The sequence below is a fragment of the Sphingomonas sp. Leaf339 genome (assembly GCF_001426195.1).
In the GTDB taxonomy this organism is placed as follows: Bacteria; Pseudomonadota; Alphaproteobacteria; order Sphingomonadales; family Sphingomonadaceae; genus Sphingomonas.
The window spans coordinates 149356-169973 of the sequence record NZ_LMRS01000023.1 but is presented as its reverse complement, the minus strand read 5'-3'; the positions used below and the strand labels follow the sequence as shown (position 1 = coordinate 169973).

The following is a 20618-nucleotide window of genomic DNA, read 5'->3' as shown; positions in this document are numbered from 1 at the left end:
ATGATGTAACATTTCAATCAGCGAACGGCCGACTCGCGTCACTCAGGAGACGAAAAAGGAGCACGCCCATGTACGCGAACCGCTTCACCGGCGAGAGCCGGTTCCATCCCGCTGGCCTCGCCGCCGCGATCGGCATCAATGCCGCCGTCATCGCCGCGCTGATGATCGCCGCGCCGCACGTGACCATGCAGCCCGCCAAACCGCCGCTCCTCACCGAAAACATCCCGCTGCCGCCGCCGGTGACGCCGCCACCGCCCGAAGCGCTCGCGCGCACCGATGCGCAGCCGACCCCGCCCCGGCTGGACAATCCCGTACCCGTCATCAAGACCCCGCCGACCAGCGACACGTTCGCCATCCCCGTCGATCCGCTACCGCCGATCCCGGCTGGATCGGAAGCCGGCCCCGCCACCGGCAGCGGCACCGCGATCCTGCCGCCCGTGCCGCTTCCCGTGATCCTCGGCCCGGCGCTCGACCCGCGTTACGCCCGCGACCTGCAACCCGCCTATCCCGCCGCCGAGCGGCGCATGGGCACCGAGGGCAAGGTGACGGTGCGCGTGCTGATCGGCACCGATGGCCGGGTAAAGCGCGTCGAACGTGTCGCCGCCGCCAGCGACGCGTTCTTCCGCGCGACCGAGGAACAGGCGCTGCGCCGCTGGCGCTTCACCCCCGGCACCCGCGACGGCGTGCCGCAAGAAGCGTGGCAGACGATGAGCGTCACCTTCGTGATGACCGACTGATTGCGCCAAGGCATGGCAAACAGCGGGGCTGGCGCGACCGGCCCCGCTGCCCTATTTTCAGATACATGAACTTCTTCAGCCGCATGTCGCCGTGGCGCGCCTACAAGGATCTGCGCCTGTTCCTCGCCACCCGAGAGCGTTATGAGTTCGGGTTCCTGGCGCTCGCCATGATGATCACCGGCTTTCTGATCTATGCCTTCGTGCACGACAGCTATGCCGAGCCGGAATACAAGCGCAACATCGTCTATGTCGAGCAATGGCCCGCCGACCGCACCGATGCGCAGATCAGGGCGCAACAGGCGATCGATGCACCGATCAAGGCGAAACGCATCGCCGAGATCGAGGCGGCCGAGAAGCAGCGGCAGGCTCAATTCAAGAAGGTCGACGACCAGCTGACACGTTGGGGCCTCTGACGCCCGACGACGCGCGCTGGATGAGCGCGGCGCTGGCGCTGGCGTCGCGCGGACGCGGGCGGACCGCGCCCAACCCCAATGTCGGGTGCGTGGTCGTGAAGCGTGGCCGCGTCGTCGGCCGTGGCTGGACGCAAGCAGGCGGCCGTCCCCATGCCGAAGCGATGGCACTGGCCGAGGCCGGCGCGGAGTCGCGCGGCGCGACCTGTTACGTCACACTGGAACCGTGTGCGCATCGATCGACCCGCGGTCCCGCCTGTAGCGACCTGCTGGTCGCGGCCGGTGTCGCCCGCGTGGTCGGGGCGATCGAGGACCCCGATCCCCGCACCGCCGGCACCGGCTTCGCCCGTCTGCGCGATGCGGGGATCGCGGTGACGACGGGTGTCGAGGCGGTGGCGGCGCGGCGGTCGATGGCCGGGTTCCTGACGCGGCTGACGCTCGGCCGGCCGCACGTGACGCTGAAACTGGCGACCTCGCTCGACGGCGCGATCGCGATGGTCTCGGGCGAGAGTCGTTGGATCACCGGCCCCGAAGCCCGCGCGCATGTGCATCTGGAACGCAGCCGGCATGACGCGATCCTTGTCGGACGCGGCACGGTGGCGGCGGATGCGCCGGCGCTGGATGTGCGCCTGCCGGGGCTGGAAGCGCGCAGCCCGATGCGGGTGATGCTGAGTGCGACGACGATGGGCGACGACGACTGGCATGTCATCGCCACCCCATCCGCCATCGCCACCCTGCCCGCCATCGACCACCTGTTCGTCGAGGGTGGGGCGCGGACCGCCGCCGCGTTCCTCGCCGCCGAGCTGGTCGATCGCCTGCTGCTCTACCGCGCGCCGATCCTGATCGGGGCGGGCAAGCCCGCGCTGGCGGACTTCGGTCTGACAGCGCTGGCCGACACGCATGGCCGCTGGCGACTGGTCGATGCGCGCGCGCTTGGCAGGGACCGGGTGGAGGTCTACGAGCGCACACCATGTTTACCGGCATCGTCACCGATATAGGCACGATCGCGCGCGTGGAGTCGCGCGGCGACACCCGCGTGGTGATCGACACCGCCTATGATACCGCCACCGTCGATCTCGGCGCCTCGATCGCGTGTTCGGGCGTCTGCCTGACCGTGGTCGATAAAGGCCCCGGCTGGTTCGCGGTCGATGTGTCGGGTGAGACGATCAGCCGCACCGCCACCGACCAATGGATCGCCGGCCGCCCGCTCAATCTGGAACGGGCGATGAAGCTGGGCGACGAGCTGGGCGGTCATATCGTCGCCGGCCATGTCGATGGCGTGGCGACGGTGCTGAGCGTCGATGCCGTCGGCGATTCCATCCGGATTGTGTTCGCCGTCCCCCCCGCGCTGGCGCCGTTTCTCGCCACCAAGGGGTCGATCACCATCGATGGCGTATCGCTGACCGTCAACGAGGTGGACGATCGCGACGACACCACCCATTTTGCGGTCAACGTCATCCCACACACGCAGGTTGCCACCACGATCGGTGCGATCCGGCAGGGCCAGTCGGTCAATATCGAGATCGACGTGCTGGCCCGTTACCTGCAACGCATGGAGCATTATCGTGGCCGTTAACCCCGTCCTGGCCCGCCTGCCGCACGGTTTCCTGTCGTCGCCCGAGGAGATCATCGACGAGGCGCGCAACGGCCGCATGTTCATCCTGGTCGATGACGAGGATCGCGAGAACGAGGGCGATCTGGTCATCCCCGCGCAGATGGCGACGCCAGAGAAGATCAATTTCATGGCCCGCCACGGTCGCGGCCTGATCTGCCTGGCGATGACGCGGGCGCGGACCGAGGAACTCGGGCTAGAGCTGATGAGCCGCAACAACGGCACCCGCCACGAAACCGCCTTCACCGTGTCGATCGAGGCGCGCGAGGGCGTGACGACCGGCATTTCCGCCGCCGACCGCGCCTGCACGATCGCCACCGCGATCGACGCGGGCAAGGGCGCGGCCGAGATCGTGACGCCGGGCCATGTCTTTCCATTGGTCGCGCGCGACGGCGGCGTGCTGGTACGCGCCGGCCATACCGAGGCGGCGGTGGACGTGTCGCGCCTCGCCGGCCTCAACCCCTCGGGCGTGATCTGCGAGATCATGAACGAGGACGGCACGATGGCGCGGATGGACGACCTCGTCACCTTCGCGCAATTCCATAATCTGAAGATCGGCACGATCCGCGACCTGATCGCCTATCGCCGCCGCTACGACCATCTGGTCGAAAAGATGTCGGAGGCGAATTTCGTCAGCCGCTGGGGCGGCGAGTGGAAGACGGTCGCCTATCGCAACACCGCCACGGGCACCGAACAGGTCGCGCTGGTCAAGGGCCGGATCGATCCGTCGCAGCCGGTGCTGGTGCGGATGCACGCGCTGTCGCCGTTCGGCGATCTGTTCGGCGAGGATAACGATCGCGGTGCCCTGCTGGCGCGGGCGATGGAGGCGATCGCCCGCCATGGTTCCGGCGTCATCGTCCTCATCAACCGCCAACGCGCCGACGCCTTCACCACCGCCGTCCGCCGTCAGGCCGGCGAACAGGTAGAGGTGCCGATGGAGGAATTGCGCGATTACGGCGTCGGCGCGATGATCCTGGCCGAACTGGGCGTGCACGACATGATCCTGCTCACCAACACCCATCACACGCTCGTGGGCCTAGACGGGTACGGCCTGTCGATCGTCGGCGAGCGGCGCATCGAGGAATAACATCGTGGCGAATATCCTGATCGTGGAAGCACGCTTCTACGACCATCTGAACGACCTGCTGCTGGCGGGCGCGCGCGCGGCGATCGAGGCCGCCGGGCATAGTCATGAGACGATCACCGTCCCCGGCGCGCTGGAGGTTCCCGGCGCAATCGCGCTGGCGGCGGAATCGTTCGACGCGTTCGTGGCGCTCGGCGTCGTGATCCGGGGCGAAACCTATCATTTTGAAATCGTCGCGGGCGAAAGCGCACGCGGGATCATGGCCCTGACCATGGACGGCCTCGCGATCGGCAACGGCATCCTGACCACCGAGAACGAGGCGCAGGCCCTCACCCGCGCACACCCGGACGAAAAGGACAAGGGCGGCGAGGCGGCGAAGGCGGCGATCGCGATGCTCGACCTGCAGACCCGGTTCGGCTGAGATGACCGGCCCGATCCTCTTCACCCCCCGGCTGATCCTGCGGCCGCTGGCGGCGGAGGATTGGGAGCCATGGGCGGCGTTCCATGCCGAGGAAGAGACGATGCGCTTCCTGGGCGGGGTGCAGCCACGCGGTGTCGCGTGGCGCAGCCTGTGCGGCATGGCGGGAGCGTGGACGATCCGCGGTTTCTCGATGTTCTCGGTGATCCTGCGCGACAGCGGCGAATGGATCGGCCGCATCGGCCCGCACCAGCCGGATGGCTGGCCCGGCACCGAAGTCGGCTGGGGCATCGCCCGCGCCTTCGCCGGCCAGGGTTACGCGCATGAGGCGGCGGTGGCGGCGATGGATTATGCGGTCGACATGCTCGGCTGGGACGATGTGATCCACACCATCGATCCAGACAATACCGGCTCGATCGCGCTGGCGACGCGTCTGGGCAGCGTCAACCGCGGTCCAGTGACGCTGCCGCCGCCGTTGCACGAGTTCCGCGTCGATGCCTGGGGGCAGAGCGCGGCGGAATGGCGGGCGCGGCGGGCAACCGCATCTGCATAGTCGTTCCCCGGCGGAGGCCGGGGTCCAGTTGGCATCTCCCTGATGATGGGCGACAACGCTCGATCATCATCGTTTCCCAACTGGACCCCGGCCTCCGCCGGGGAACAGGTTCAATCAGGCGTTAACCGTTTCCAGCGCCGGATAGTCGATATACCCCTCCGGCCCCTGGCTGTACCAAGTCTTCGCATCGTCCTTGTTGAACGGCGCACCGGTCCGCAGCCGCTCGGGCAGATCAGGATTGGCGAGGAACGTCCGACCGAAGCTGATCGCATCCGCCACGCCTTTGTCCAGCGCCGCCTGTGCTTCGTCGGCGGTGGTATAATCCGAATTCAGCACCAGCACGCCGTCGAACACCTTGCGGATTTCGGGGCTGAGCTTCGGCACGTCGGTCTTGCCGAACGTGCCGTCCGGACCCGGTTCACGCAGTTCGAGGAACGCGATCTTCAGGTCGGACAGCGCCTTGGCCGCCGGCACGAACACCGCCGCCGGGTTGCTGTCGTCGACGCCCTGCGAATCGCCGTTGGGCGACAGGCGCACCGCGACGCGGTCGGCACCGGCGACCGAGATCACCCGCTCGGTGACCTCGCGGAGCAGGCGAATGCGGTTATCCGGGCTGCCGCCATAACGGTCGTCGCGATGGTTGGCGCCGTCACGCAGGAATTCGTCGATCAGATAGCCGTTGGCGGCATGGATCTGGACCCCGTCGAACCCGGCGGCCAGCGCATTGCGCGTCGCCAGTTCATAATCGTCGAGCAGCCGCGGGATTTCGTTCAGTTCCAGCGGACGCGCCGTCTCGAAATCCTTCTTGCCCTCGTACGTGTGCGCCTGACCCTTGGTCGCGGTGGCCGATGACGAGACGGGCTGGCCGCCGGTCACCGACGAATGCACCTGCCGTCCCATATGCCACAATTGCGCGACGATCCGGCCGCCGGCGTCGTGCACGGCCTTCGTCACCGGCTTCCACGCCTCGACCTGCGCATCCGACCACAGGCCCGGCGCGAACGGCCAGCCCAGCCCTTCGCGGCTGATCCCGGTCGCTTCCGAGATGATTACGCCGGCGCTGGCCCGCTGCGCATAATATTCCGCCATGATCGCGGTCGGCACCGCATCCTTGTCGGCGCGGCCGCGCGTCAGCGGCGCCATCAGGATGCGGTTGGGCGCCTCGATCGCGCCGATCGTCAGGGGGTCGAAAAGATTGGGCATGGATGGTCCTTCAAGAAACGCGAAGTCGGTGTAACTGTCGGGAAGAAAGATAGGGCGCTACAGGGCGGCATGCATCCGGCCCCCTCCCCAAGAAAAACTTCCCCAAGAAAAACTGCTGCCTCCCCTGGCAGTGCCCGTCCGGGTGTCGCCTTCGCCGCCCTGATCGTCGCCAATGTCGCGCTGGCCTTTGGCCCGTGGTTCGTCCGCGCCGCCGATACCGGCCCGGTCGCCTCCGCCTTCTGGCGGATCACGCTGGCGACGCCGGTGCTGGCGGCGCTGGCGCTGGCGGGCGGCGCCCGGCCGCAGCGGTTGCCGGCCAGTCTGTGGGCGCTACTCGTCGTCGCCGGGGTCGCCTTCGCCGCCGATCTCGGCACCTGGCATCTGGGCATCCTGCGCACCACGCTCGCCAACGCCACGCTGTTCGGCAATTGCGCGACGTTGTTCTTCCCGATCTATGGCTTCCTGGTCGCACGCGCCTGGCCGACCCGGACGCAAGGGACCGCGCTGATGCTGGCGGCGGTCGGCGCGGCGCTCCTGATGGGCCGGTCCTATCAGCTCGATCCGCGCAATCTGGCCGGTGACCTGATGTGTCTGGGCGCGGGCATCATGTACACCGGCTATTTCATCGTGATGGCGCGCGTCCGCGACACGATGGCGCCGCTGTCGTCGCTGGCGCTGTCGTCCTTTGCCAGCATCGTGCCGCTTTATGTCTTCGCGATGGTCCTCGGCGAATCGCTGTGGCCGACGCATTGGGGGCCGCTGATCGGCGTCGCGCTGGTCAGTCAGGTGTTGGGTCAGGGCTGCATGATCTATGCGCTGGGCAAGCTGTCGCCGCTGGTCGTCGGCATCACCCTGCTGGTGCAACCGGTGGTGGCCGGCGCGGTCGGGTGGATCGTGTATGGCGAGCGGCTGGGCCTGCCCGATCTGGTCGGCGCGGCGATGGTCGCGGTGGCACTGGTGCTCGTTCGCCGCACCCCACGGGTTGCGCCCGCGCCCGCGACACCGCATCTGACGGATTGAGGAGCGTTCCGCCGATGTCCCCCATGCCTGCCTTCGACCCCGCCGACCTGACGCTTGATGAGGCCCGCGCGCTGCTCGCCCCCGATATCGCCGCCAATGCCGCGTTCGATGGCTGGGGTGACGCCGCGCGGGACATGGCGGCCGAGTCGGCCGGCATCGATCCCGATATCGCCCGGCTGGCGTTCGAGGGCGGCGCGATCGCGATGATCGACGCGTGGTTTCAGCATATCGACACGGTGATGCTGGCTGCTTGCCCGCCCGATCGGATGGCGACGATGAAGGTCCGCGAGCGGATCACCGCACTGGTCGAGGCACGGCTGGACGCGGTCGCACCCGAACGCGAGGCGTTGCGCCGCGCGCTGGCGATCCTCGCGCTGCCACAGAATCTGGTGCGCGGTGCGAAGCTCGGCTGGCGCACGGTCGACCTGATCTGGCGGCGCGCGGGCGACACGGCGGTCGATTACAATCACTACACCAAGCGTGGCATCCTGTTCGGCGTCTATGGATCGACGATGACCGTCGCGCTGGATGACGAGAGCGAGGGGCTGGCCGATACCCGCGCCTTCCTGTCGCGCCGCATCGACGGCATCATGCGCTTCGAAAAGGCGAAGGCCGGTTTCCTGAAGCGGACCGAACATCGACCCAGCCTGTCGCGCTTCATCGGCCGGCTGCGCTATCCGGCGGTGTGACCCGTCGTCGTGAAATGATCTGCGTCACGGCACCCGCTGGTAATTGATAATCAATCGCAGTGTCGCTATGTGACCCGCATGGCGACGACCTTCGACAGCCTTGCGACTTTTCCCCGTCAGACCCGCGCCACCGTCGCGGCGATCGACTGGGAGCGGCTGGCGGTGCCGGAAGCGCGCCGCCTGCGCGAACTCGGCTTCGACGAGGGCGTCGGGATCGAGGTGTTGCACCGGTCGCGTTTCGGCAGTGGCCCGATCGCTTGCCGGATCGGCCGGATGACGGTGGCGCTCCGCCGGACCGTCGCCGCCGCGATCAGCGTTTCCCACGGATAGGATGAACGCCGCACCTCTGGTGGCGCTCGTCGGCAATCCCAATGCCGGCAAGAGCGCGCTGTTCAACGCGTTGACCGGCGCCCGCCAGAAAGTCGGCAATTATCCCGGCGTCACGGTGGAGCGGCATTCGGGCCGGCTGTCGCTGGATGACGGTCGCCCGGTCGAACTGGTCGACCTGCCCGGCACCTACAGCCTCGACCCCGCCTCCGCCGACGAGCGCGTGACCCGCGATGTCGTGACCGGGCGTGGCGGGTTCGAACGGTTGCCCGATGCCCTCGTCGTCGTGGTCGATGCCGCCAATCTCGACAATCACCTGCGCTTCACATTGCAATTGCTGGCGCTCGGCCTGCCGGTGGTGGTCGCGCTCAACATGGTCGATCTGGCCGAGCGCGACGGCCTGACGCTCGATCCCGCCATCCTCGCGCGTGAACTGGGCGTGCCGGTCATCCCGACCGTCGCGGTACGCAAGCGGGGCCTCGACGACCTGCGCGCCGCGCTGACCCAGATCGTCGGCGCCGGATCGGTGCGGCAATTGCCGGCGTCGGGCGGCGTGGTCGAGGATATCGTGGTCCTGCAACGCCGCGCGCGCACCATCGCCCACGCCGCCGTCATTTCGGAAACACCGGGTCGCCGCTGGAATCACTGGATCGACGCGGTCGCGCTGCATCCGGTGGCCGGGCCGATCCTGTTGCTCGCGCTGCTGTTCGTCATGTTCCAGGCGGTCTTTGCCTGGTCGGAGGCACCGATCGGCTGGATCGAACAGGGCTTCGTCCTGCTGGAATCCGCCGTCCGCGACCTGCTGCCCGACGGATTCGTCCGCTCGCTCATCACCGACGGCCTGATCGCTGGTGTCGGCGCGGTCGTCGTCTTCCTGCCGCAGATCCTGATCCTGTTCCTCTTCATCCTGGTGCTGGAGGCCACGGGCTACATGGTCCGCGCCGCGTTCCTGATGGACCGGCTGATGGCACGGGTTGGCCTGTCGGGCCGCGCGTTCATCCCGCTGCTGTCCAGTTTCGCCTGTGCGGTGCCGGGCATCATGGCGACGCGGACGATTGACGACGAAAAGGACCGGCTGACCACCATCCTGATCGCGCCGCTGATGACCTGTTCGGCGCGGTTGCCGGTCTATACGATCATCATCGGCGCCTTCATACCCAACCGGACGGTGGGCGGCTGGATCGGGTTGCAGGGGCTGGTGCTGCTCGGCCTGTATGTCCTCGGCATCCTCGGCGCGTTCGTCGCCGCACTGGTGCTGCGGCGGACCGTGACCAAGGGTGCGTCGTCGGGCTTCATGATGGAAATGCCGAAATACCAGTTGCCGCAATGGCGCGATGTCGCGCTCGGCCTCTGGAGCCGCGTGGAAATCTTCCTGAAGCGCGCCGGCACCACCATCGCGCTCACTACCGTCATCCTGTGGGCGCTGCTGTCCTATCCCAAACCGCCCGAGGGCAGCGGCATTAGCCAGGTGAATTATTCGATCGCCGGCCGCATTGCCAATGGGCTGGAAGTCGTCGTCCGCCCGATCGGCTTCAACCGCGACATCGCGCTCGCACTAATCCCGGCGATGGCCGCGCGCGAAGTGGCGGTGGCGGCGATCGGCACCGTCTATGCGATCGACGATCCCGAGGCGGAGGGCGGTCAGAAGGCGATCACCGACAATCTCCGCGCGCGGTGGAGCCTTCCGACCGCGCTGGCGTTCCTGATGTGGTTCGTGTTCGCGCCGCAGTGCATTTCCACCATCGCGGTGACCCGCCGCGAGACGAATGGCTGGAAGTGGCCGGCCTTCATGGTTGGCTATTTGTTCGCTGCCGCCTACATCATGGCCGGCATTACATACTGGCTGGCGGTTGCCGTCGGCCTCTAATTTCGGGGCGATTTATGGCGGGCAGCGTCAACAAGGTTATCATCGTCGGCAATCTGGGTCGCGACCCTGAGAGCAAGTCGTTCCAGAACGGCGGCAAGGTCGTCAATCTGCGCATCGCGACGTCGGAGTCGTGGAAGGACAAGATGTCCGGCGAGCGCAAGGAAAAGACCGAATGGCACTCGGTCGCCATCTTCAACGAAGGCCTGGCCAACGTCGCCGAGAAATTCCTGCGCAAGGGATCGAAGGTGTATATCGAGGGCGCACTCCAGACGCGTAAGTGGCAGGACCAGTCCGGCGCCGACAAATATTCGACCGAGATCGTACTGCAGGGCTTCAACAGCGTCCTGACCATGCTCGATGGCCCCAACGGCGGTCAGGGCGGCGGCGGTGGTGGCCGCAGCGGCGGCGGTGACGACTGGGAGGGCGGCGGCCAATCTGGCGGCGGGTCCGGCGGCGGCTATGGCGGCGGTCGTGGCGGTGCGCCGTCCGGCGGCGGCGGCAATCGTGGCGGCGGCGGTGGCTTCGGTCAGGGTGGTGGCTTCGCGGACGATCTCGACGACGACGTCCCGTTCTGATGGCCGATATCGCGACGGTTGATACTGCCATGTGTGACGATCCGCATACCCGCGTCCTGTCGATGTACGACGCCCAGTCGCTGAAGACGACAGGGGCGCTTGACGACATCACCCGGTTCGCGGCGGCGCTGTGCGATGCGCCGATCGCCTTGGTGACGTTGCTGGAGGAGGAGTACCAGCATTTCGTCGGCCGTACCGGTATCGACATGGCGGGTACGCCGCGTGACATCTCGTTCTGCACGCACGCGCTGGCCTCACCCAACATCATGGTGGTGGCGGACACGCACCGCGATCCGCGCTTCGTCGACAATCCGCTGGTGACGGCGGCGCCGTTCGTCCGTTTCTATGCCGGTGCGCCCTTGCTGGCATCGGACGGCAGCGCGCTTGGCACCTTGTGCATCCTCGACACGGTGCCGCGCGATGGCCTGACGCCGTTGCAGCAGGAGGGGCTGGTCGTCCTGGCTCGTGCCGCCATGGCACGGCTGGACGATCGCCGCTCCTCGCGCGAACAGGGGATCGCCGAGGCGGAGCAGCGCCATGCGCTGGAACAGAGCGAACTACGGTTCCGCACGCTGGCCGACACCATGCCGCAGATGGTCTGGTCGACGCTGCCTGACGGTTTCCACGATTATTACAATGCGCGCTGGTATGACTTTACCGGCACTACCCCCGGATCGACCGATGGCGAGGGTTGGAACGACATCTTCCACCCCGACGATCAGGCGCGCGCCTGGACGTTGTGGCGCCACAGCCTGACGACCGGCGAACCGTACGAGATCGAATATCGCCTGCGTCATTTCGATGGCACCTATCGCTGGGTGCTGGGTCGTGCCCTGCCGATCCGCGACGATGCCGGCCGGATTACGCGCTGGTTCGGCACCTGCACCGACATTCACGAGCAGAAACTGGCGCTGGAAGAGCGCGAGATCATCAGCCAGGAACTGTCGCATCGGATCAAGAACATCTTCGCGGTCGTCGCCGGGCTAATCCAGTTCGCTGCCCGCACCCGCCCGGAATTTGCGCCTATCGCCTCCGACCTGCGCCAGCGGATCACCGCGCTGGGTCGCGCCCATGATTTCGTTCGTCCGCACAGTGCACAGTCGCGGCCGTCCGCCCAGCAGGACAGTCTGAAGGGACTGCTCGACAGCCTGTTCGAACCCTATCAGCAGCAGGATCATTCGCGGATCCAGGTTCGGGGCGAGGATCTGCTGATCGACGATCGCTCGGCGACGCCATTGGCGCTGCTGTTTCACGAACTGGCGACCAACGCGACCAAATATGGTGCGCTATCCACCACCGAAGGCACGATCGACGTAACGGTCGAGCAGACGGACGACGTCGTCACACTAATCTGGATGGAGCGAGGCGGACCCGTGGTCGTGACACCGCCATCGGGGTTGAACGGTTTCGGCAGTCAGTTGATCGAGTTGAGCGCGGTCCGCCAGTTGGGCGGGCAGGTTTGCCGTGATTGGCAATCGGATGGCCTGATCGCGACGATCAAGGTGCCGCGCCCGTCGTTCAGCCGACCCTGAAGCATCAGATCAGGCGGTGGTCACGCCGATCGGCCGTAACTCACTGTGCACGAACCCGTCGCTCTCGCCCGACGCCAGTGCCGCCGCCGCCAGTATCTCGCGCTCGTTGAATGGCTTGCGGATATAGCCCAGCGCACCCTCGCCGGTGCCGATCTGGGTCGGATTGGCGGTTACGAATACCACCTTGATGCCATGATCGGCGGCAATCCGCCGCGCGATATCCGGGCCGGTCGCGCCATCGCGCAGGTTAACGTCGACAAAGGCAAAACCGCACTCAGGGGCTGCTTGCAGCGCGCTGTCGCGATCGGCGGCGATCGCTGCAACTGTGTAGCCGGCATCGATCAGAATCCGCTCAAGATCCAGCGCAACGAAGATCTCGTCTTCCACGATGAGGGCGGTTTTCAGCATTAGGCGGTTCCGATGTTGACGTATGATAACCGGAACGCAGGTTGTTTGTTCCACGTGGATCACCGTCGCAGCAGGAATACCGCGTGTTCTGCCAGCAGATTGGCCCCCGCATCCGACCGCCGGGTGCCTCGCGACAGGAACCACGCTCCCTCAACCGCCACCTCGCGCCGGACCAAAAACGCGCGGAAATCGTCGATCGTCACATGGTGAATATTGGGCGTGTCATACCATTGTTCGGGCAGCAAAGGCGTCACCGGCATCCGCCCGCCCCACAGCAACGACAACCGCACCCGCCAGTGAGCGAAATTGGGAAACGAGACGAACGCCCGCCGCCCGATCCGCAACAGCTCGTCCAACACCCGGTCGGGCGCGTGACACGTCTGTAACGTCTGGCTGAGGATCGCATAATCGAAACTGTCGTCGGGATACCCGGCCAGATCGCGGTCAGCATCCCCCTGCACCACCGGCAGTCCCCGCGCGACACCGCGCGCGACGTTGCCGGCGTCCAGTTCCAGCCCGCGCGCATCGACATCGCGCGTATCGCGCAGCGCCGCCATCAGCGCGCCGTCGCCACAGCCGACGTCCAGCACCCGCGCGCCGCGCGCGACATGGTCGGCGATGATCGCCAGATCGGGCCGGAGCGTCATGCCACCGCTTTCAGGAAACCATCGACCACCTCATTCATCTCAGGTGCGTCGAGCAGAAACGCGTCATGGCCATAGGGACTGTGCAGTTCGACGAAGCTCACCGCCCGCCCGGCGGCGTTCAGCGCATGGACGACATGGCGCGACTCGATCGTCGGGTACAACCAGTCGGTATCGAAGCTGACCAGGCAGAACCGCGCCGCCGTCGCGCGGAACGCATTGGCGAGCAGCCCGCCATGTTCCTCCGCCAAATCAAAATAATCCATCGCCCGCGTGATATAGAGGTACGAGTTCGCGTCGAACCGATCGACGAAACTCAACCCCTGATGCCGCAGATAGCTTTCGACCTGAAAATCCGCGTCGAAGCCGAAGCTCTTGGCACCCTCGATCCCGTTCGCGCGCGCCTGCAGCTTGCGGCCGAATTTCTCGGTCAGGCCGGCTTCCGACAGATAGGTGATGTGCGCCGCCATCCGCGCCACCGAAAGGCCGGCGGCGGGGGGATCGTCGGCATAGTCGCCACCACGCCATTTCGGATCGGCCATCACCGCCTGTCGCCCGACTTCGTGAAAGGCGATGTTCTGCGCGGTGTGCCGAGCGGTCGATGCGATCACCACCGCCGCGCGCACCCGGTCGGGGAAGGTCGCAGGCCAGCTCAGCGCCTGCATCCCACCCATCGACCCGCCGACCACCGCGCGCAGCACCGCCACGCCCAGATGATCGAGCAACAGCGCCTGCGCGCGCACCATGTCGCGGATGGTGATGACCGGAAACGCCATGCCCCATGGCCGCCCCGTCACCGGATCGATCGTCGATGGCCCCAGTGACCCCATGCAACTGCCCAGCACGTTGGAGCAGATGACGAAATCCCGCGCCGGATCAATCGGCTTCCCCTCGCCCACCAGTCGCGACCACCAGCCGGGCTTGCCGGTGCGCGGGTGGGGAGAGGCGACATGCTGGTCGCCGGTCAGCGCGTGGCAGATCAGGATGGCATTGCCGCCATCCGGGGCCAGCGTGCCATAGGTTTCGTACGCGATCTCGACGGGCGACAGCATGCCACCCCCGTCCAGCCTGAGCGGCCCGGGCAGCGACACACGGCGCGAAAGCCCGAAACGCTCGTCCATCATGGCCGGCTCGCTAAGCCCCATGGTCTGGCATGGCAAGGCCGCGGCGGCTATGCGCGGGCGCATGATCGATTCAGCCGCCCCCGCCTCCCCCGCGACCGACGTCGCCGCCGACCCGGCCGACGCCCCCGTCGCCAAGCCCTGGATCATGGGCATCGCCCCCTATGTGCCGGGCCGCGCCACCGCCGATGACGGTCGCCGGATCGTAAAGCTATCGTCGAACGAGAATCCCTTTGGCACCTCCCCCGCCGCCCGCGACGCCTATCGCTCGGCCGGCGATCATCTCGAACGCTATCCCGATGCCGCTGCCGCCGATCTGCGCGCGGCGATCGCGGCGCATTACGGGATCGAGGCGGACCGGATCGTCTATGGCACCGGCTCCGACGAGGTGCTGCACCTCGCCGCCGGCACCTTCGCCGGCGTCGATGACGAGATCATCTATGTCCGCTACGGTTTCGCGGTCTATGACATCGCCACCCGCCGCGTCGGCGCAACGCCGGTCGTGGCGGACGATCGCGACTATGCCACCGACGTCGATACAATCCTGGCGGCGGTGACGCCGCGCACGCGCGTCGTCTTCGTCGCCAACCCCAACAATCCTACCGGCACCTATACCGACCGGGGCGAGATCGCGCGCCTGCACGCCGGCCTGCCGCGAGACGTGCTGCTGGTGCTGGATCAGGCATACACCGAATATCTCGACGACGCCGACGACGATGGCGGCCTCGACCTCGCCCGTACCCAGCCCAATGTGCTGGTCACGCGCACCTTCTCGAAAATTTTCGGGCTGGCGTCGGAGCGGGTCGGTTGGGGTTACGGTGCGCCCGCACTGATCGACGCGATGCACCGCATCCGCGCGCCCTTCGCGTTCGGCATTGGCGCCGGACTGGCGGCGATCGCCGCGCTGGGCGACGACGGTTTCGTCGAACAGAGCCGCGATCACAACCGCGAATGGCGCGACTGGTTCGCCGCCGAGATCGCGCAGCTGACCAATGCCGGCCTGCGCGTCGTACCCAGCAAGGCGAACTTCACGCTCGTCCTGTTCGAGGGCGCGGTGACCGCCGAGTCGGCCTATCAGGCACTGATGGCCGCCGGCTACGCCACCCGCTGGCTGCCCAATCAGGGCCTGCCCCACGCGCTGCGCATCACCATCGGTGCAGAGACGGACATGCGCGGCGTGGTCGCCGTGCTGCGCGATCTGGCCGCCGCGCCGTCGAACGCGGCGATCTGATGCTGCCTTTCGCGCGCGTCTCGATCCTGGGGCTGGGCTTGATCGGCTCGTCGGTGGCGCGCGCGGTGCGCCAGGCGATGCCGACCGTGCGGCTGACCGGCTACGACGCCGATCCGGATGTGCGGGCCACCGCGCTGCGTATCGACCTGACCGATGACGTCGCCGACAGCGCGGGCGCGGCGGTGACCGATGCCGATCTGATCGTCCTGTGCGTCCCCGTCGGCGCGATCGGCACGGTCGCGGGTGAGATCGCCGCCGATCTGCCCGCCGAGGCGATCGTCACCGATGTCGGCAGTTGCAAGACCGATGTCGCCCGCGCACTGGCGCTGGCGCTGCCCGGCATCGCCGTGGTGCCCGCTCATCCCGTCGCCGGTACGGAGCGCAGCGGTCCGGAAGCCGGCTTCGCCACGCTGTTCGCGGGCCGCTGGTGCATCCTCACCCCCGCCGCCGATGCCGATCCGGTCGCGGTGGAGCGCGTCGCCAGTTTCTGGCGGCGGCTGGGCGCCGATGTCGAGACGATGACGCCCGAACATCACGACCGCGTGCTCGCCGTCACCAGTCATCTGCCGCATCTGATCGCCTATTCGATCGTCGGCACCGCCAGCGATCTGGAGGCGGTGACCGAGAGCGAAGTCATCAAATATTCCGCTGGCGGGTTCCGCGACTTCACCCGCATCGCCGCGTCCGACCCGACGATGTGGCGCGACGTGTTCCTGTCCAACCGGGAAGCGGTGCTGGAGATGCTCGGCCGCTTCTCGGAGGACCTCGCCCAGCTTCAGCGCGCGATCCGCTGGGGCGATGGCGATGCGCTGTTCGACCTGTTCACCCGCACCCGCGCGATCCGCCGCTCGATCGTCGAACAGGGACAGGACGATGCACGCGAGGATTTCGGCCGCGCCCACGGCCCCGACGCCTGAAAAAAACCGGTTTCAGCGATGCGCGGCCAGATACGCCTCGATCGCTTCGATCCCGGTCTGGCTGAGCGACACCTCGACCCGGCGGCGATCCACGGTATCGACTACGCGCGTCACCAGCCGCAATTTCGCCAGATGTTCGATCCACCGCTGCGACGTGGTGACGGGCGCGTCGGCACAGGCGACCAGACCCTTCACGTTCATCGTCTGCGATTCCTCGTTCGCGACGTACAGGGCGAGCAGCATGTCCCAGGCGGGTTCATGAAACAGCTCGGCCGGCAGGAAGCGGCGCCGGGATCGTCGTTCGGCGATCAGTCGTTTGACATGTGACAAGTTGTCGGGCGCGGCCGGCGCTGGCGCAGACGGCTCGTTTGTCTCCGCCCGGTCCACCCGGCCGCTGAACTCCTCCGCCACCGCCGACAGCTTGGCGGTGAGATCCTTGATCAGCGAAACGACGACTTCCTCGTTCACGATCCCTCCAATTCAGCTCCCAACGCCACGCCCCCCTGGCAGCGACGGCAACACCGGCATTGGCGAGAGCAAACCCCTCGTTCATCCGCCTGCTCTCATCATATGCAATACGATCGCAACAAGTAACAACCTGAATTAATGTATACCTTTACAGTTGATGTAGAACCAAGATGGTTTCTTTTTTATCAACTGTGTTTTTTCACCCGATCTGATCTTCACAACCAAAGTGCGGTTTAAAAATAACAGGGTGCCACATTGGTCGCTGATCGGCCTTGCTATAAAGCTCTGGAAATATGACGAAGATTGCAGGAGGTGATTCATGGATGCTGAGCGAGTATATCGATTGCTACATGAAGCCTGCTGCCTCCTCGACGATGCCGACGAGCATGTGATCGCGGCGTACGTGAATCATGGCATGTCGATGATCCAGGTGCGTTTTCAACTCGATACTGAAGAGCGGGTCCTCGAAGACGATTGACTTCCGGTCCATGGGGCGCGACCGCGCGTTGAGGCGACTTGCTCCGAAGGAACGTCGTGCCCGCCCATTTGAATGCTATCGGCGTCGCCACGCCGACTCATGACGTCCACCATGCCTTTATCGACTGGGCGCAGGCGCGTCTGGCCCCGGCGTCCGCTCGGTTGTTCGCGCGCATGGCGCGGCGGGCCGGGATCGACCATCGCTGGTCCGTGCTGCCGCCCACCGCCACCGGTGCATCGCCCGTCGCCGCGGGCGGATTCTATGCCGATACGATGCCCGGCACCGCCGACCGGATGGCGATCTATGCAGACGCCGCCCCGGCACTGTCGCTGCTGGCAGTCCAGGCGCTGGCGGCACGCCTAGCGATCGATGGCATCACCCATTTGGTGGTCGCCAGTTGCACGGGCTTCGTCGCTCCCGGACTGGACCAGATCGTCGCGCGCCGATTGGGGTTGGCACCTTCGGTCGAGCGGCTGCTGATCGGTTTCATGGGCTGTTATGCCGCCGTCGCGGCGCTGCGCAGCGCCCGTCATATCGTCCGATCCGAACCGACCGCGCGCGTGCTGGTCATCACCTGCGAGCTGTCAACGCTGCATCTGCAGGACAGCGACGTGCCCGAAATCCTGCTCGCCCAGTTGCAATTCGGCGATGGCGCGGCGGCGGCGCTGGTGACCGCCGACCCGGTGGGCTTCACCCTCGATCAGCCTTTTGCCGCGACGCTGCCCGACAGTCACGACCTGATCCGCTGGGCGATCACCGATCGCGGCTTCGCGATGCACCTGTCGGGCGAGGTCCCCCGCCGCATCGCCGAAGGACTCGCCGACGCCGATTTCCGCGACATCGTCACCGCCGGGCGCGGTCCCGCCGGGATCGACGGCTGGGCGGTCCATGCCGGCGGGCGCTCGATCCTCGATGCCGTGGCGGGCGCGCTGTCCCTGCCCGACGATGCACTGGATGCCGCCCGCGGGGTGCTGGCGGATAACGGCAACATGTCGTCGGCAACGCTGATGTTCACGCTGGAACGACTGCTGGCCGGCCCCCGCATCCATCACGGCGTCGCGCTCGCTTTCGGCCCCGGTCTCGCCGCCGAGGGCTTCGGCTTCCGAAGCGCCCCATGAAGTTGCCGGCATGAACCTGATAACCCGCGCGCCCGGCCCCGAGCTGATGGACGCCGACGATCTCGATCCCGACGATTATGCCGCCGTCGTTGCCGACCTCGCTCGCGTCAACACCGTCACGCTGGCACCGCGCCCGACGCTGGCCTTCCTCGCCCGCGCCGCCGCCGGCCATCGCACGCTCCGTATCCTCGACGTCGGTTTCGGCGATGGCGACATGCTGCGCCGGATCGAGCGCTGGGCGACGCGGCGGGGCATCGCCGTCGACCTGGTCGGTGTCGATCTGAACGCGCGCAGCGAGCGCGCCGCGCGCCAGCATACGCCCGCCGGCTCCGCCATCACCTATGTCACCGGCGATTATGCTCATATGGGCGGCGGCTGGGACGCGGTCATCAGCAGCCTCGTCGCACATCACATGACCCATGCCGAACTGGTCACGTTCCTCCGCTGGATGGAGGGCAATGCGCGGTACTGGTTCGTCAACGACCTCCACCGCCACCGTTTCGCCCATGCCGGCTTCCCCCTCCTTGCCCGGATCGCGCGCTGGCATCCGATCGTGCGGCACGACGGCACGCTGTCGGTCGCCCGCTCGTTCCGCCCGGCGGAATGGCCGCCCCTGCTGGCCGAGGCCGGTGTCGATGACGCGCGCGTGTTCCGCGCCTTTCCGTTCCGGCTATGCGTCGAACGCCTGCGCTGATCCTGGGCGGCGGCCCCGCCGGCACCGCCGCCGCCATCGCGCTGGCCCAGATGGGGGGCGATCGCCCGCTGCTCCTCGAACGAACGCGGGAGACCGGCAACGCGCTGTGCGGGGGTTTCCTCAGCTGGCGCAGCCTCGACACACTGGCGGCCCTGGGCATCGCGGCGGACGACCTGAACCCCGCCCGCATCACCCGCACCCGCCTGTTCGCGGGTAGCGCCATGGCAGAGGCGCCCCTGCCCCGCCCCGCGGTCACCGTCTCCCGCCACCGGCTCGACACGCTGCTGATGGCCCGCGCCGTCACCGTTGCCGATGTCGAGCGCGGCGTGGCGGTGCGCGCGATCGAGGACGATACGATCCGCCTCGCCGATGGCGGCACGCTGATCACCGACGCGCTGTTCCTCGCCACCGGCAAGCACGACCTGCGCGGCCTCGCCCGGCCAGAGGAGGCGCGCGGCGCCGATCCGACGCTCGGCCTGCGCGTCCGCCTCGCCCCGCATCCCGCACTCGATGCGTTGGTCGGTGACGCGATCGAGCTTCACCTGTTCGACCGCGGCTATGCCGGCCTCGCCCGGCAAGAGGATGGCAGCGCCAACCTCTGCCTCGCCGTCCACCGCTCGCGCCTGACCGAGGCCGGCAGCCCCGCCGCGCTGCTGACCGCGCTGGCTGACCGTTCACCGGCCCTCGCCGACCGTCTGGCATATATGGCGCCGGGCGAGCCGATCGATGCCATCGCCAACGTCCCCTATGGCTGGCGGCAGCGCGACGGCGTCGCCGGCCTGTTCCGGCTGGGAGATCAGGCCGGCGTCATCCCCTCGCTGGCGGGTGAGGGCATGGGCATCGCTCTGGCGAGCGGCATCGCCGCCGCGCGCGCCTATGCCGGCGGCGGCCCGGCGGCGTCCGCCCTGTGGCAGACCCGTTTCGCCCGCACCCTCGCCCGCCCGATCGGCGTCGCCGACTGGGTGCGGACCCTGGCGGAAAGCCGCGCCGCGCCGTGGATGGTTCGCGCCAGTCACCCCGCGCTGATCCGCCTGGTCGCCCATGCCACCCGCCTGGATACGGCCGGCTTGAAGACCGGCGTCATCCCAACCACATGATGACGCATGGAAACCCTGACCCTGTCGGAAGCCGAATGGCGCAAGCGGCTGACCCCCGAACAATATCATGTCCTGCGTGAAGCCGGCACCGAACGCGCCTTCGCCGGTGCGCTGAACGACAACAAGGCAGACGGCATCTATCGCTGCGGCGCCTGCGCCAACGACCTGTTCGACAGCGCCGACAAATACGACAGCGGTTCCGGCTGGCCCAGCTTTACCCAGCCGATCGCACCCGACGCCGTCGTCGATCACACCGATCGCAGCCACGGCATGGTCCGCACCGAAACCCGCTGCGCGCGATGCGACAGCCATCTCGGTCATGTCTTCCCGGACGGCCCTCCCCCCACGGGCCAGCGCTATTGCATGAACTCGCTCGCGCTCGAATTCCGTCCCCGCGCCAAGGCCTGACCGCATC

At 67.3% G+C, this 20618-nt stretch carries 25 protein-coding genes; 20 read left to right on the top strand and 5 right to left on the bottom strand.

Annotated features, from left to right (window positions below; all coding sequences use genetic code 11):
• The first annotated feature begins 68 nt into the window (after positions 1-68).
• The 7 genes from ASG67_RS11060 to ASG67_RS11030 all read left to right on the top strand — a co-directional run bounded on the left by ASG67_RS11060 (position 69) and on the right by ASG67_RS11030 (position 4814).
• Positions 69-737, top strand: a complete 669-nt coding sequence (locus ASG67_RS11060; protein ID WP_056529808.1) for an energy transducer TonB — start codon at positions 69-71, stop codon at positions 735-737.
• A gap of 65 nt (positions 738-802) precedes the next feature.
• Entirely contained in the window at positions 803-1150 is a 348-nt protein-coding gene (locus ASG67_RS11055; protein ID WP_056529805.1) for a hypothetical protein, read from the top strand.
• Complete coding sequence (gene ribD, locus ASG67_RS11050; RefSeq protein ID WP_414887608.1) at positions 1147-2145, top strand: bifunctional diaminohydroxyphosphoribosylaminopyrimidine deaminase/5-amino-6-(5-phosphoribosylamino)uracil reductase RibD; 999 nt, start codon at positions 1147-1149, stop codon at positions 2143-2145. Before ASG67_RS11055 ends, ribD begins: the two co-directional genes overlap by 4 nt.
• A complete protein-coding gene (locus ASG67_RS11045) occupies positions 2118-2723 on the top strand; it encodes a riboflavin synthase (RefSeq protein WP_056529800.1) in 606 nt (201 codons plus the stop codon). Before ribD ends, ASG67_RS11045 begins: the two co-directional genes overlap by 28 nt.
• The gene (gene ribB, locus ASG67_RS11040; RefSeq protein WP_056529797.1) at positions 2713-3846 is read left to right on the top strand and encodes a 3,4-dihydroxy-2-butanone-4-phosphate synthase; all 1134 of its coding nucleotides are present in this window, start codon (positions 2713-2715) and stop codon (positions 3844-3846) included. The genes ASG67_RS11045 and ribB overlap by 11 nt, the downstream gene beginning before the upstream one ends.
• 4 nt (positions 3847-3850) lie before the next feature.
• Positions 3851-4264 carry a 6,7-dimethyl-8-ribityllumazine synthase gene (ribH, locus tag ASG67_RS11035; RefSeq protein ID WP_056529793.1) on the top strand — a complete coding sequence of 138 codons (414 nt, stop codon included), beginning with the start codon at positions 3851-3853 and terminating at the stop codon, positions 4262-4264.
• A 1-nt stretch (position 4265) separates the two neighbouring features.
• The gene (locus ASG67_RS11030; RefSeq protein ID WP_056529790.1) at positions 4266-4814 is read left to right on the top strand and encodes a GNAT family N-acetyltransferase; all 549 of its coding nucleotides are present in this window, start codon (positions 4266-4268) and stop codon (positions 4812-4814) included.
• A 114-nt stretch (positions 4815-4928) separates the two neighbouring features.
• Here the strand turns inward: ASG67_RS11030 and ASG67_RS11025 are convergent, their stop codons facing one another.
• A complete protein-coding gene (locus tag ASG67_RS11025) occupies positions 4929-6017 on the bottom strand; it encodes an alkene reductase (RefSeq protein ID WP_056529787.1) in 1089 nt (362 codons plus the stop codon).
• A gap of 69 nt (positions 6018-6086) precedes the next feature.
• Between ASG67_RS11025 and ASG67_RS11020 the strand changes: the two genes are divergently transcribed.
• From ASG67_RS11020 to ASG67_RS10995, 6 genes are all read left to right on the top strand, one after another.
• Positions 6087-7037 (top strand): DMT family transporter, encoded by a 951-nt coding sequence (locus ASG67_RS11020; RefSeq protein WP_056529784.1) that lies wholly within the window; start codon positions 6087-6089, stop codon positions 7035-7037.
• Between the two features lie 14 nt (positions 7038-7051).
• Entirely contained in the window at positions 7052-7726 is a 675-nt protein-coding gene (locus tag ASG67_RS11015) for a COQ9 family protein (RefSeq protein ID WP_082543470.1), read from the top strand.
• A gap of 78 nt (positions 7727-7804) precedes the next feature.
• On the top strand, positions 7805-8056 hold the full coding sequence (locus ASG67_RS11010; RefSeq protein ID WP_056529779.1) for a FeoA family protein: 252 nt from the start codon (positions 7805-7807) through the stop codon (positions 8054-8056).
• A gap of 1 nt (position 8057) precedes the next feature.
• Entirely contained in the window at positions 8058-9920 is a 1863-nt protein-coding gene (gene feoB, locus ASG67_RS11005; protein WP_056529776.1) for a ferrous iron transporter B, read from the top strand.
• Positions 9921-9934: 14 nt separating this feature from the next.
• Positions 9935-10495 carry a single-stranded DNA-binding protein gene (ssb, locus tag ASG67_RS11000; protein WP_056529772.1) on the top strand — a complete coding sequence of 187 codons (561 nt, stop codon included), beginning with the start codon at positions 9935-9937 and terminating at the stop codon, positions 10493-10495.
• Entirely contained in the window at positions 10495-12027 is a 1533-nt protein-coding gene (locus ASG67_RS10995; RefSeq protein ID WP_056529769.1) for a sensor histidine kinase, read from the top strand. The genes ssb and ASG67_RS10995 overlap by 1 nt, the downstream gene beginning before the upstream one ends.
• Positions 12028-12036: 9 nt before the next feature.
• Here ASG67_RS10995 and ASG67_RS10990 read toward each other — a convergent pair whose 3' ends face one another.
• From ASG67_RS10990 to metX, 3 genes are read right to left on the bottom strand one after another with little or no spacing between them, the layout of a single operon-like run.
• Positions 12037-12435, bottom strand: coding sequence for a response regulator (locus tag ASG67_RS10990; RefSeq protein WP_056529767.1), 399 nt, complete (start codon positions 12433-12435; stop codon positions 12037-12039).
• 59 nt (positions 12436-12494) lie between these two features.
• Complete coding sequence (metW, locus tag ASG67_RS10985) at positions 12495-13082, bottom strand: methionine biosynthesis protein MetW (protein WP_056529764.1); 588 nt, start codon at positions 13080-13082, stop codon at positions 12495-12497.
• Positions 13079-14203 (bottom strand): homoserine O-acetyltransferase MetX, encoded by a 1125-nt coding sequence (gene metX / locus ASG67_RS10980; RefSeq protein WP_056530542.1) that lies wholly within the window; start codon positions 14201-14203, stop codon positions 13079-13081. Before metX ends, metW begins: the two co-directional genes overlap by 4 nt.
• Before the next feature lie 145 nt (positions 14204-14348).
• On the opposite strand from metX, the gene hisC reads away from it, so the two are divergent.
• Together hisC and ASG67_RS10970 are read left to right on the top strand one after the other, a co-directional pair.
• On the top strand, positions 14349-15431 hold the full coding sequence (gene hisC / locus ASG67_RS10975) for a histidinol-phosphate transaminase (RefSeq protein ID WP_056530539.1): 1083 nt from the start codon (positions 14349-14351) through the stop codon (positions 15429-15431).
• Positions 15431-16348 (top strand): prephenate/arogenate dehydrogenase family protein, encoded by a 918-nt coding sequence (locus tag ASG67_RS10970; RefSeq protein ID WP_056529761.1) that lies wholly within the window; start codon positions 15431-15433, stop codon positions 16346-16348. Before hisC ends, ASG67_RS10970 begins: the two co-directional genes overlap by 1 nt.
• A 12-nt stretch (positions 16349-16360) precedes the next feature.
• Here ASG67_RS10970 and ASG67_RS10965 read toward each other — a convergent pair whose 3' ends face one another.
• A complete protein-coding gene (locus tag ASG67_RS10965) occupies positions 16361-16816 on the bottom strand; it encodes a hypothetical protein (RefSeq protein ID WP_056529759.1) in 456 nt (151 codons plus the stop codon).
• 319 nt (positions 16817-17135) lie between these two features.
• Between ASG67_RS10965 and ASG67_RS18910 the strand changes: the two genes are divergently transcribed.
• From ASG67_RS18910 to msrB, 5 genes are read left to right on the top strand one after another with little or no spacing between them, the layout of a single operon-like run.
• On the top strand, positions 17136-17294 hold the full coding sequence (locus tag ASG67_RS18910) for a hypothetical protein (RefSeq protein WP_156460766.1): 159 nt from the start codon (positions 17136-17138) through the stop codon (positions 17292-17294).
• 56 nt (positions 17295-17350) lie between these two features.
• Entirely contained in the window at positions 17351-18412 is a 1062-nt protein-coding gene (locus tag ASG67_RS10960) for a type III polyketide synthase (protein WP_082543468.1), read from the top strand.
• A 10-nt stretch (positions 18413-18422) separates the two neighbouring features.
• A complete protein-coding gene (locus tag ASG67_RS10955) occupies positions 18423-19106 on the top strand; it encodes a methyltransferase domain-containing protein (RefSeq protein ID WP_056529754.1) in 684 nt (227 codons plus the stop codon).
• Positions 19085-20203, top strand: coding sequence for an NAD(P)/FAD-dependent oxidoreductase (locus ASG67_RS10950; RefSeq protein ID WP_056529751.1), 1119 nt, complete (start codon positions 19085-19087; stop codon positions 20201-20203). The genes ASG67_RS10955 and ASG67_RS10950 overlap by 22 nt, the downstream gene beginning before the upstream one ends.
• A 6-nt stretch (positions 20204-20209) precedes the next feature.
• Positions 20210-20611, top strand: a complete 402-nt coding sequence (gene msrB, locus ASG67_RS10945; RefSeq protein ID WP_056529748.1) for a peptide-methionine (R)-S-oxide reductase MsrB — start codon at positions 20210-20212, stop codon at positions 20609-20611.
• Positions 20612-20618 lie beyond the last annotated feature (7 nt).

Excerpts from the sequence above, each read along its gene's own strand:
- ASG67_RS11045 (WP_056529800.1), top strand. The coding sequence starts at position 2,118 with ATGTTTACCGGCATCGTCACCGATATAGGCACGATCGCGCGCGTGGAG.
- metX (WP_056530542.1), bottom strand. The coding sequence starts at position 14,203 with ATGATGGACGAGCGTTTCGGGCTTTCGCGCCGTGTGTCGCTGCCCGGG.
- ASG67_RS11015 (WP_082543470.1), top strand. The coding sequence starts at position 7,052 with ATGTCCCCCATGCCTGCCTTCGACCCCGCCGACCTGACGCTTGATGAG.
- ASG67_RS10955 (WP_056529754.1), top strand. The coding sequence starts at position 18,423 with ATGAACCTGATAACCCGCGCGCCCGGCCCCGAGCTGATGGACGCCGAC.
- metW (WP_056529764.1), bottom strand. The coding sequence starts at position 13,082 with ATGACGCTCCGGCCCGATCTGGCGATCATCGCCGACCATGTCGCGCGC.
- msrB (WP_056529748.1), top strand. The coding sequence starts at position 20,210 with ATGGAAACCCTGACCCTGTCGGAAGCCGAATGGCGCAAGCGGCTGACC.
- ASG67_RS11055 (WP_056529805.1), top strand. The coding sequence starts at position 803 with ATGAACTTCTTCAGCCGCATGTCGCCGTGGCGCGCCTACAAGGATCTG.
- ASG67_RS11030 (WP_056529790.1), top strand. The coding sequence starts at position 4,266 with ATGACCGGCCCGATCCTCTTCACCCCCCGGCTGATCCTGCGGCCGCTG.
- ASG67_RS11060 (WP_056529808.1), top strand. The coding sequence starts at position 69 with ATGTACGCGAACCGCTTCACCGGCGAGAGCCGGTTCCATCCCGCTGGC.
- ASG67_RS11020 (WP_056529784.1), top strand. The coding sequence starts at position 6,087 with ATGCATCCGGCCCCCTCCCCAAGAAAAACTTCCCCAAGAAAAACTGCT.
- ASG67_RS10995 (WP_056529769.1), top strand. The coding sequence starts at position 10,495 with ATGGCCGATATCGCGACGGTTGATACTGCCATGTGTGACGATCCGCAT.
- ASG67_RS10990 (WP_056529767.1), bottom strand. The coding sequence starts at position 12,435 with ATGCTGAAAACCGCCCTCATCGTGGAAGACGAGATCTTCGTTGCGCTG.
- ASG67_RS11010 (WP_056529779.1), top strand. The coding sequence starts at position 7,805 with ATGGCGACGACCTTCGACAGCCTTGCGACTTTTCCCCGTCAGACCCGC.
- ASG67_RS18910 (WP_156460766.1), top strand. The coding sequence starts at position 17,136 with ATGGATGCTGAGCGAGTATATCGATTGCTACATGAAGCCTGCTGCCTC.
- ASG67_RS10970 (WP_056529761.1), top strand. The coding sequence starts at position 15,431 with ATGCTGCCTTTCGCGCGCGTCTCGATCCTGGGGCTGGGCTTGATCGGC.
- feoB (WP_056529776.1), top strand. The coding sequence starts at position 8,058 with ATGAACGCCGCACCTCTGGTGGCGCTCGTCGGCAATCCCAATGCCGGC.
- ASG67_RS10950 (WP_056529751.1), top strand. The coding sequence starts at position 19,085 with ATGCGTCGAACGCCTGCGCTGATCCTGGGCGGCGGCCCCGCCGGCACC.
- hisC (WP_056530539.1), top strand. The coding sequence starts at position 14,349 with ATGGGCATCGCCCCCTATGTGCCGGGCCGCGCCACCGCCGATGACGGT.
- ASG67_RS11025 (WP_056529787.1), bottom strand. The coding sequence starts at position 6,017 with ATGCCCAATCTTTTCGACCCCCTGACGATCGGCGCGATCGAGGCGCCC.
- ssb (WP_056529772.1), top strand. The coding sequence starts at position 9,935 with ATGGCGGGCAGCGTCAACAAGGTTATCATCGTCGGCAATCTGGGTCGC.